A 7,152-nucleotide genomic window follows, 5' to 3' on the forward strand; every position below is an offset into this window, starting at 1 on the left:
CCCTCCCCCGTCCCTCGCAAGGCAAAGCCTTGCTCGGCTAAGGTCGGCCGCTTTCAGCGTCCAACCCGCCCCCACACGAAAGCCACTAAAATCAACGAAATGCACGAAAAGGGGGGACAGGGGCGGAAGAATGGAAGGAGTATCTATTGTAAAGCTTGGAAAGTGTAAGGTCTTGTGCGGATACAAGAGAAAAAGAACCGCGAATAAGCCCAAACGGACCATGTCCGTTTGAGGCGGCACGCAAGCCTTTGGCTTGCACGCCTCCGCGAATTTTCGCGAATCGCATTTTTGTTCCGTTCGGGTGCTCTGCTCCGGCTGAGCGCTGGTGCAGAATCGCACCCTCTCTGGAAAAGAAAAAAAAGTACTTTCTGTCGAAAAAAAGGTTGTTAGAAATTCTCTATTTTTTTTAGAATTTTATGCATGCGTCAATTTTCGTCATAATTTTTTGAGTTCTATCTATTGCATCAATAATATTCATGTAATGTGTGATATCGTTTGTAGATAGAATAACTAAATTCTTTTTTCTGTCTTTAAGCCATTTTTGTAGAGGTTGGAATCCACCAATTGTATAATTCCATAATTTATCATCAATTATAACATCAGACGATTTTGACATGAAATATTGGGTTTTATTAATGTAAATTTTGTTATCTTTTAATGTAAATTTATCTACAATATTGTTTCCGATTCCTGAATATTCATAATTAGATAGATCAGCATCAATTTCTTCAGTATGTAATTTTCTTAATTCTGAACCAAAAGAAACCATCTTCCAGAAATATTCTGAACTCTGCGGGTAAGGTATATTAGGATAATTGACCCTAAGTTCATCAGCAAATTCTTCACGATAACTGTGAGAATAAAGCACTGCATAAACATAGTCAATAATATCAAGTGGTGTGAATGTATCTGTTTGGTCATTCTTTTCTGCGATAAATTTAAGTTTAAGATATTTTTCAAACTTATTTACAATGTCTAATTGTAAATTAGGGATTCGTTTTGTATCGCTTTCATACAAATATAATGGAGCAGATTGTATTCCACCCCTACTAAATATGTTGGCATCTGTTGCGTAACGTGATACTGTAACAAGGCACCATTCAATATCACCAATCGCTTCACCTTGTCTCCCAACACCTAAAACATAATTGTCTTTGTTGGATACATTACTAAATACACCATCCCGAGGACGATCCATAAATCCATAATCCAAATAGCACCATCTTTTATCAAATAAGCGATATTGACACAATGCAACATTATTAGTTCTTTCATCGCTAGGGGTATTTTTTATCCTTAATCGTGCATTGCAAACCTGCCAATCTCCATTATCATTAATATCATATTTGGCTTTTATGTCAGCATCAGAAATTTCGGGATTGAGCATATCTTCGATACGATTAACAATTATTTTTTTATCAAAAGCAATCGCAAAATCATCTCTATGGGTTTGAAAACCCATGTCAGATTTTTTAAATAATTTTATTATATTAAATTGTTCAATTCTATTTGTTTTGATATCTTTAACTGGCTTAAACATATAAAATGGTTCTGAATATCTTACAGGAAGCCATTTAATATCATTTAACAGTAATTTATTTAGTTGATTAAATTTGTATTCTTTTGTACCTAAAATATCTGCATAATATACCTTACCTAATTCATCTATTTTTGAATTTTTTCTCACCATTATGGCGATGCATACGCCTTCCTGAATCTGAAAAACATTCTCGTCTTCACTACCATCTAAGGATATTTCATGTTTCCTGCTGTTTCCATGTAAATCAAGAATATAAATTTCATCATAAGATGAACAAAGACTCCAACGCATACCACGATATATTGGACCCGCAAGAAAACTATGTGGACATATAAAGGCAAGAATGCCGCTGCCAGAACGTTCAATATAATACTGACCAAAACGAATGAATTTTATATAATCATTATCAATCCATTTTGCATTTCTTTCTTGAATTTTTTGATTGCTGTTTGGTTCTTTTTTGTATAAAGCAATTAATGATTTAATCCACTTACTTTCATTTAGACTTTTACCGTTATATGGGGGATTTCCTATAATAATATTAATCCCGTTATTTATTTTAACGCCGTTCGCTTCTGCGGATTCTCTGCCAAGCGGGTCAGAATCAAATGTTGATTGACCAGTCCAGCCTGCTTCCTCTAAAGTATTTGTAAGATATAATTTCAGGCGTTTATTTTCTCTGAAATCATAACCTGTTTCTTTCAAAACCATTGCCAATTTCATGTGAGCAACAGCATAAGGAGCCATCATTAATTCAAAACCATTTAAACGAGGCAATAGGTTTTTACAGACATATGTGCTCCATTCATCTGAAAAGTATTCATCACCAGAATGATTATTTTTAAAGTTTTCATAAATCTGTAAAATAATCTGGCGCAAAAAAGTTCCTGTCCCAGTTGATGGATCAAGAATCTGAATTTTAGGCACATCAGCTTTTATTTCAGTTTCCCCATTTTTCTTCCGGTTCCAGACAGTTTCTTTTATTCTCTTTGTCTCAGATGATGCAAGACCGTCAATCAACCCAAATTCTTCTTTCAATATTGAATCAACTGAGCGAACCATGAAATTAACAACAGGCTGAGGAGTATAGAAAACACCCAAATTCTTTTTCACATCTTTATCGTATGCAGAAAGAAACTCCTCATAAAAGTGAATAACAGGATCTTCATTTCCTGTCTGGCGGTTAAAGTCTTTGATGATTGACGAAATATCAGTATGCAGCAATATTTCCAATACATTTCCTATTTCTAATTCATCAAAAAGAAGATGCTTGTTTTTTGAACCAATACAATCTTCCAGTAAATCTCTTAAAAATGGGTTTGTATTTGGAATACAAGAAATAGCCTCTGAAACGCTAAAATCTTCTGGAGTCTCATCCATACACCTTGCAGAAAACAAACCATATACTACCGTTTGAGCATACATATCTGCAAACTGTTCTTTAGTCATATCATGAATCAGAGTTTCTTTAAATCTATTGTATATTTTATGCACATCACCTGTATCAGATTCTACTTCAAGAGTCTCTAATATCTGATTTCTTATATTACGAGCTGCTTCTGCAAGTTTGAGAGTTAAAGTTGACGAATTACGAATATTTTCACGATAGCCAGTCGGAAATGCTTTAGACCATTTTTTCCAGTATGAGCCATGTGACATATCTGACTGCCATTCTAAAAATGATAAAGCCTTTTCAAAATCAGATAACTTAGTAATATCCTCTTTAGCAGGAGAACAATATGTAACCTTAATCTGAGGCAAACCAGTTTCCTTATCCTCAAAATGTGCAATACCTATTGTTCTGTTTGCATCAGTTCCCCAGAAACAAATAAAAAGCAAATCTCGCTGTTTCCAGACAGCGTGATTAGAATTTCTGCGGTTATCTACTAATCCCCATAATATTTTTCTTAGTGCTGTAATTTCAAAATGTTTACTGTTGTATTCAACACAAAAAATACCTAAAGACTGATTTGAGGATAAATTTTTGAGCTGACGAAGAGAGGAAATTTTTTCAAACACTTCTTCCTTTAAACATAAATCATCAGCAGTGAACTCATATGTAATATCATCAATATCATCAAAATCATCTATTTCAATATCCCATTTCAGTTCTTCTGAGAAATAAATAAGCAAATCATCAAAGTTTTTTATATTCCTGAGTTTTGATTCTGTTTTCATTTTCTAACCTCTTAATAAAGTTCCATCCATGTAACCAAACGCGGTTTTGGAGCGTGCAGATCTGCATTAATCTGTCTAAGATACTCTTTTTTGATGTGTTTGTAAACACGCTCCTTCATTACTGAAAATGATTCTCTATTAACACCAATAATACGCGGCTCGGAAACAGAACATTTAATCAACTGCCAAATCTCATACGCCTGTTCTGAAATTTCATTTGTATCTGAATTAATGAAATACCATCTGAACACTCCATTCTCAGACCAACAACCATCCGATGCTGATTTTACAGGTAGTTCATAACAGAAGAAAATACCCTTCTGTCCTGATTTAACTTTCCCGCTGAACATTTTTTTAGGTAGTGATTTAACTGTTTCAGAATAATCAGGATTTTCACTCATCAATTTTTGATATGCAAGAATCATATCTTCTGTGCTTGATGTTTTACCCTCATACTTTGAATTAAAGTTTTTAATGGCTTGATAATCATCATCTGCCGTGAGAAGTTTCTTTCCTTCAATACCAAATGTTTTAGAAATACGAAGCGTCTTTTGTGAAACAACCTTATAAAGACTGAGTAAACTATCCAATTCATCTGGCGGAAGGAAATTCCAATAGTAAATATTATCTCTGTCTTTTTCAAGTTCAGGGCGATCTTCAAGTAATTTCGTTTCAATATCTATATTTCTGCGTCTATCAACACGCCCAATTCTTTGCATCAGCCTTACGGGATTCCAATGTAAATCATAATTTATCAAACATGATGCATCTTGAAGGTTCAAACCCTCAGATAAAATATCCGTGGCGATAAGAATTGATATTTCATCCTTCACTTCACTTGACGATAAATCATTATAATATGGTGAGAAACGCTGAACAATCTCATGTCTGTCAACTTTACTCTGTCCATCTATTTCATAGATATTGCTGAAACCCGCTTTATTTAATTCATCAAAAATATATTTTGCCGTTGCGCGATACTCGGAGAAAATAATAACCTTCTTGCCTTTAACTCTGCTGTCATTTGCAAGGATATGTTTTAACTTACGTATTTTATCATCATTAGTTGAATCGACTTTTTTTATATCTTCTATAAAGTCAGAGATGACATCCAAATCCATCATTGTATCTTCAAGCATTATACGGATATCAAAATCATCTTTTGTTAAATTCTCATCCTCATCCCACACATATTTAGGTAAATCATTTTCAAAATCCGAAAATGTGTTTAATTTGCTAATGTATTTCTTAACGTGTTCAATAGTATCTTCATGTTTCTGCATGTATCTTTCAATATTTCTGACATTCCCCTCTTCTTTGTAGATCTCCAAAAAGTTTAGCAAGCGGAAATATATTCTGATACATGTTTCTTCAAACGCGGATAATGAACTTTCAAATCTCTTTAACAGTAACTGACGAATTAAATTAACAACCTGTGCCTGTCGCCCAGATTTCATATCATCAATCTTAGATTTATCCCCGATAAAATACGGCTCATCAAATGGTGAGTAAATTGGAAGTGTGATAATGGGCTGTCTTTTTCCATTTTTATCAACCTTATCAAAAGACTTAATAAAATCATTAATAAGTTCTCCGTATGATAATTTCAGAGAATAGTTTGCAACTGTTGGATCTTGCCTGTTAGGAAAAATAACATTACAAGCACCTTCTGATGCTTTCAGACTTTCAACAACATATGCTCTGCTTCTCTGAACAACAAGTTGATTAATTAATTTATCATTTCTGAAAATATCGTTTGATTCATCTTCAAAATCAGATGCATCAGATATTGAATTTAAATGTGCTTCAAGCGTCCTAAAATATCCCTGTATAGTATGAACACCAATAGACTTGAAATAATCTTTTGTTCCGTGTGTAAAGAGTTCTATCAAATGCTGTAAGTCGTAAAAACTGTTGTTAATCGGTGTTGCGGTCAGCATAAACATCTGTTTATTATTCCCGCATTTCATCATCTCAAATAACTTACGATATCTGCCTGACGCCTGATTTCTAAAATGATGTGCCTCATCAATAATTACAATTTCACCCTGCTTCGCAATCTGTTCAAGTAAATTGTTTTTTGAATCTGAAAGTAAATCTGTGTGATTAATAATTTTGAAAGGATAGAATCCTTCGAGAATTTCTGGAACAAATTTTTTAATTGCAGTTTCCCAAACAGAATCACGGGTAGATGCGGGGATAATTAAAACAACATTTTTACGTTCTTTTTTAACAAAACGTTCAATAAGCATCATCCCAACAAAAGTTTTACCCAAACCAACACCATCACACAATAACGCCCCAGAATAATTATTTGCGATATTTATTAGACTGTTATATCCATCTTTTTGATACTGAGAAAGTATAGGATAAATTTTTGAGGTTTTTTCTTCCCATTCATTTATAGTCTGGTCATGTTCTTTGAAATATTCATACATTGATTTCAAATATACATCAAACGGAGAATACTCTTTAACATGAATTTCTATAGTCTTTAGTAATTCAGGGGTAACATCTTCGGCATCTTCCCAATGTTCATTAAACCATTTTTGTAATTTTTCAACATCATTGGGAATCTGAACATTCAATTCTATGTTTTGAGTTAAACCTGCTTTTGTAAAATTACTTGAACCAACTAACGCATATCCCGCATGGATATTCATTGACGAAAGGAATTGTTTATGGAAATCATCTTTAAAATAAGTAATATATGATTTCGCATGAAATTTACCTTTATTATATACACGACATTCTATTTTTCCGTCTTTGATTGCTTTAACAATTCCGGGAACTCCTACTAAAAACTCATCTATGTCTTTTTCTTTTTCAATACTGTCATCAAGCCTTTTTAAAAATGTATTAACGCTCTCATCAACCTTTTCAAACATATTCTTTGTTCGCTTGGTTACTTCATCCCCAAATAAAATACGAATTTTACCTAACTTTTGCCATTTACCGTCAAGTTCTAACAGACTTCCAATTTCAAAATAACCTGTGGCAATATCCATTTGTTTTGAAACATCACACCACTCAGAAAGATATTTTTTTACAGAGTTATCAAAAATACTGTTATCAGCAATAAACAAATCAGTGTCAGAAATAGATTTTCACCTTTCTGTTAAATAAGTTGTAGACTGATATAAGATTTCCGTGTTAATTTTTATTCATTTTCAATACCTCACTGATATGATAATCATATCCCGAAGCGGAGAGCAAATCGATGATTTGCGAACGCGGTTGGTTTTTCTCATGTGTCCACACTCATCCCAACTACTTTCTTCTCAGAGCTTGCTGGTCTCCTCATTTCTCCGCCCCTGTCCCCCCTTTTCGTGAATTTCGTTGATTTTAGTGGCTTTCGTGTGGGGGCGGGTTGGACGCTGAAAGCGGCCGACCTTAGCCGAGCAAGGCTTTGCCTTGCGAGGGACGGGGGAGGG

General features: G+C 34.0%; 2 protein-coding genes. Both read right to left on the reverse strand.

Features of this window, described 5'->3' with window-relative positions; all coding sequences use genetic code 11:
- Positions 1 to 406 precede the first annotated feature (406 nt).
- Positions 407 to 3,718, reverse strand: coding sequence for a type ISP restriction/modification enzyme (locus H575_RS06360; RefSeq protein ID WP_042699680.1), 3,312 nt, complete (start codon positions 3,716 to 3,718; stop codon positions 407 to 409).
- 11 nt (positions 3,719 to 3,729) lie between these two features.
- Entirely contained in the window at positions 3,730 to 6,726 is a 2,997-nt protein-coding gene (locus H575_RS06365; protein WP_211213864.1) for a helicase-related protein, read from the reverse strand.
- Positions 6,727 to 7,152: the final 426 nt, after the last annotated feature.

Origin of the sequence: Methanocorpusculum bavaricum DSM 4179, from assembly GCF_000430905.1 — an archaeon.
GTDB lineage: Archaea > Halobacteriota > Methanomicrobia > Methanomicrobiales > Methanocorpusculaceae > Methanocorpusculum > Methanocorpusculum parvum.

Excerpts from the sequence above, each read along its gene's own strand:
- H575_RS06360 (WP_042699680.1), bottom strand. The coding sequence starts at position 3,718 with ATGAAAACAGAATCAAAACTCAGGAATATAAAAAACTTTGATGATTTG.
- H575_RS06365 (WP_211213864.1), bottom strand. The coding sequence starts at position 6,726 with ATGGATATTGCCACAGGTTATTTTGAAATTGGAAGTCTGTTAGAACTT.